The organism is Coleofasciculus sp. E2-BRE-01 (assembly GCF_040221695.1).
Lineage (GTDB): Bacteria > Cyanobacteriota > Cyanobacteriia > Cyanobacteriales > Coleofasciculaceae > Coleofasciculus.
The window spans coordinates 1-4,235 of record NZ_JAVKEA010000159.1 but is presented as its reverse complement, the minus strand read 5'-3'; the positions used below and the strand labels follow the sequence as shown (position 1 = coordinate 4,235).

The following is a 4,235-nucleotide window of genomic DNA, read 5'->3' as shown; positions in this document are numbered from 1 at the left end:
CCTGTTCCCTGTTCCCTGTTCCCTGTTCCCTGTTCCCTGTTCCCTGTTCCCTGTTCCCTGTTCCCTGTTCCCTGTTCCCTGTTCCCTGTTCCCTGTTCCCTGTTCCCTGTTCCCTGTTCCCTGTTCCCTGTTCCCTAATCTCCACCGCTAACTTTAATTGTGTCCACCTACTTACTGCTATAGAACGCAACATTGGTATGATTACTGGTTCAAGATGTAAGGTGAATAAAACTCGTGGATACGATGTCAGATTTAATTTGACGATAATTAAGTCCAATCAAGTCTTTAAAATAAATAGATGTTGGTTCTTTTAATACTGAACTATAGTCTTTATGGAGTTGAGGAGTAACTGAGGTACTATCGCTGAAAAATAGAGAATCTCCGAGAACGGCAATAGACTTTTGATTAAGGGATTGAATTAAATCCTGTGACAGTATCCCTTTTTGATTATAAATTTTATTTAACGCGGCATTATCTTCTGACACAATTGCTTGAAATGCCATTCGCTCATCCTCAGTAAGCTGTTGAGTAAATTCCAGCAATTTCTGCCATTCTCGTGGTAAAATCGCGGATAAAATCGGTTCAATTATGGGAAATATTGTTTCACTGGCTGTTAACTTCTGTACTCGCAAGGTTTGCATTTGCTGTTGCAGAGCGGCATAATCGGATTCTAACTGCTGTTTAAGCTGATCTAATCGCGTCAAATCTTGATTGAGTTGCTTTTGTTGTTGCTGTTTTTCAGTAACTTGTTGCTGCATTTGTTCCAATTCGGATTTGAGCGGAGTGAGATTTTCCTGCACTCGCTGTTGCTTTATTCGTAAGGACAAAAAAGCTTGATTCAGTTGCTCTAAACGTTGTTTTAAGGCTTGAATTTGGGTATGTAAGTCGTAAGCTTCGCCGCCTAAGTCTTGCTTACGGTGTTCTAGTTCGGCTAAGTCTTGACTAAGATGTTCGTGGTGATGCAGTTTATCGGCTATTTCAGTTTGAAGCTGTTCGAGTTCAGTATGTAAGTGATTTAAGCGAGTTTCCGCTGGTTGGATTTGAGCCGTTTTTGCCCAAAGGGATTGATTCAGTTCGCTTTGGTGTTTCTCTATCTGCTGAATTTGCGATCGCAAGGTACTCACTTCCTCTAGGTGTTCCTGCTTGTGCTGTTGAATTTCACGGATTTCTTGATACAGGCTATTTCGTTGGTTATGCAGTTCAGACACGCGATTCAGAAGCTGACTTCGTTCCGTTTGTAATGCATTGATACTGGCTTCGAGTTGGTGTTGAGTTTCCCTTCCCTGCATGAGTGATGCATACAGCAGGCTTTCTTCTTCCTCAAATTCTTGGATTTGATTGAGTAAAGCGTTTTTGCGCTGTTTTTCTGCTTGGAGGCGTCGCCTATCTGCTACAGTAACGCCAGCATAACTTGCGACAACGGTAACGACTCCATTAACCAAGGCTTTGTTGGGGTTAACGAACAATCCCACACCCACGCTGACTGTAAAAGCAACTGTACCAAGAAGCATTTGATTAACAAGTTGGTTCATTGGTCATTCGTCATTGGTCTTATGTCATTTGTTATTGGTCTTATGTCATTTGTCATTGGTCTTATGTCTCAAATCTAAACGAAAAGAGGGCGGGTTTTGTTGATCAGTTATCGGTATACCCATCAATTAAACGGCTAAACCCGCCCCTACAATACGATATAACTTTTGCATCCTGCTACCCTTCTACCCTATCCAAAGGACGAATCCCTAAATCAGCGCTGAGAAAATCAACAAATTGGCGGGCGCTGCGTCCAGAACGTCCATTGTGGCGGGTTGCCCATTGAATGGCACGGGATTTTAAGTCATTTTGGGGTAAGTTTATGTTGGCTTGTTGGGCTAAATGATAGACAATGTTGAGATAAGCGTCTTGGTTGGCTGGTTCAAAGGTCAGGGTTAAGCCGAAGCGATCGCTAAAGGATAATTTTTCCTGTAAGGTATCCCAAGCATGGATTTCATCATTATCGCTGGGACGAGGGCGATCGGCAAAAAATTCCCGTACTAAGTGGCGTCGATTGGAGGTGGCATAAACGACTACATTTTGGGAACGGGCGGTGACACCCCCTTCTAAGACGACTTTTAAGGCTTTGAATGCATCGTCGTCTTCTTCAAAGGAGAGGTCATCTACAAAGATGATAAACTTCTGCGGTACGTCTCGCAATTGCTCCACAATCATCGGTAAATCGTTTAAGTCAGACTTGGCAACTTCAATCAACCGCAGTCCCTGATTCTTATAATTTTGTAATAACCCCTTGACTAATGACGACTTTCCTGTGCCACGACTGCCATAAAGTAAGACATGTAACGCTGGATAATCGGCGAGTAAAAATTCTGTATTTTTAACTAACGCGGCTTGTTGAGACTCATAACCCACCAATTGGGTTAACTGAATCGGATCAGGGTGGGCGATACCAACCAATTGACCCGACTGCCAACGCAGAGCATGATATTGGGCAAATAACCCTGTACCATGTTGCTGATAGTGGGCGGCTAATTCCTCGAGAGATTCTGTCCAATCACTCTGTTGGTGTAGAAATGTAGGCTGCACCGTTTCCAGATTCCAAGAAACAGGCTGTGCTTCTAACTGAGAGGCTTTTTGCACCCACCGACTTAGCTGTTCGGCGCTACATTCAGAAAGATGTTGTAAGGCGTGTAAATCCTGTTGAGCCGCCGTGACTAGGGCTGGGGGTAAATCTTGCAAGGCTACCCGTTGTACTTGCTGAGTAAAGGGATTATCGTCTTGGAGAATTTGCCGAATCAGATAATCTTGCCAACTTTCTCCGTGGGCGGCTAACGTTTTGAACCAGTTACCATAAGCTACCAAGCAAGCAGTTTGTTCAGCTTCACCCTTGCTTAAGGTTTGCAAAATATGGATAAAAGCTCGTCCCACGTCGTTACGGAAAACTGATTGATACAGTAGCAGCGACGCGGCTTGGCGTTTGAGGAATTGGCTGGAGGAGTTGGCAGGTGTTTTTGTTGATGGCATGACGCCTATTGTAGCGGATTACAGAATACCCAAGGAAATTTCGTTTCTTTCCTCAACCCAGCCTACAAAGGTAATATGCTTCCTGTTCCCAGCCTAATTGGTCGCTATCCTGTGAGTATGAAGCCTCCACTAAATCAGTGCCAACTGATAACTGATTCGTGGTAGGCATTAGTTGTGGGTTTATGACTGTTGCAGACTGTTCAGAAAATAGTTACGTTAGTTGATATCATTTTATGATTGCACAGGCTGTAACTATGGAGCGAGAAGCTGTAACTATCCGTATTCCCGCCGATTTGCTTGAGCAAGCAAGGCAATTTCGAGAGGGCAGTGAGTCTTTTAACGAGATGGTGGTTGAAGCAATCAACCGCGAGGTGCGACGGCGGCGATCGCTGGCAGCCCATCAACGCATTGTGACTCGTAGTGCTGAAGTAGAAGCCAAAACAGGAATTCAATCAAGTTCTGTGGACTTGATTCATCAGCTGCGATCGGGTGAGGGACGACGTGACTAAGTGTATCGACACCAGCGTTTGGATTCCTTATTTGATACCTGAGACATTGCAACCCCAAGCCAGAAACTTGATCCTTCCCTTGCTGACATCGAATGAGCGTTTGGTTGCTCCAGCATTTGCATGGACTGAAGTTGGCTCAGTATTGCGAAAAAAAGTAAGGTTGGGAGCAATTACCACTTCCCAGGCTACAGGGTTTTATGATGATTTCTGCCAGATGCCTGTTGAGTACCTCGATAGCAATGCTATCCGTGCAAAAACATGGGCGATTGCCCAACAGTTCTCTTTGGCAACTCTCTATGATGCTGCTTTTCTAGCCGTTGCCGAGCTAGAATCTGCCGAATTCTGGACAGCCGACCAATCTTTGCTCAATACGCTTACACCATGTCCAGGATATGTCCGAAAACTGGAAGCATAAATAAGTGAGGGCAAAAGTCCTTTGTTTGGGAAATCTATTGTCATTGACAATAATAGTCGCGATCGCACTCAAGGCCATTCTCTATAGTCCGCGTAGGCGGACTTTGTTTGTTTAGCCGCGATTTTAATCGCCAGACTTAAGTTGACATCAATGAAGGGCGCACGTCGGTCATTGGTGTCAACTTAAGGTGAAAGCTCGGTTGAGCAAGGGTGTCGGGTGTCGGGTGTCGGGTGTCGGGTGTCGGGTGTCGGGTGTCAGGATGGAATTGTCTGTTGGAGGCGAAAAAACCTCACACC

4 protein-coding genes are annotated in these 4,235 nt (G+C 44.8%); 2 read left to right on the top strand and 2 right to left on the bottom strand.

The annotated features are described in order from the left end of the window. Positions 1-209: 209 nt before the first annotated feature. Positions 210-1,532, bottom strand: a complete 1,323-nt coding sequence (locus RIG66_RS19700) for a hypothetical protein (protein WP_446380442.1) — start codon at positions 1,530-1,532, stop codon at positions 210-212. 175 nt (positions 1,533-1,707) lie between these two features. Next, entirely contained in the window at positions 1,708-3,015 is a 1,308-nt protein-coding gene (locus RIG66_RS19695; RefSeq protein ID WP_446380441.1) for an ATP-binding protein, read from the bottom strand. Positions 3,016-3,269: 254 nt separating this feature from the next. Between RIG66_RS19695 and RIG66_RS19690 the strand changes: the two genes are divergently transcribed. After that, positions 3,270-3,524, top strand: a complete 255-nt coding sequence (locus RIG66_RS19690) for a YlcI/YnfO family protein (protein ID WP_446380440.1) — start codon at positions 3,270-3,272, stop codon at positions 3,522-3,524. Continuing rightward, positions 3,517-3,939: a type II toxin-antitoxin system VapC family toxin gene (locus RIG66_RS19685; protein WP_446380439.1), complete on the top strand. Its 423-nt coding sequence runs from the start codon at positions 3,517-3,519 to the stop codon at positions 3,937-3,939. The genes RIG66_RS19690 and RIG66_RS19685 overlap by 8 nt, the downstream gene beginning before the upstream one ends. Positions 3,940-4,235: the final 296 nt, after the last annotated feature.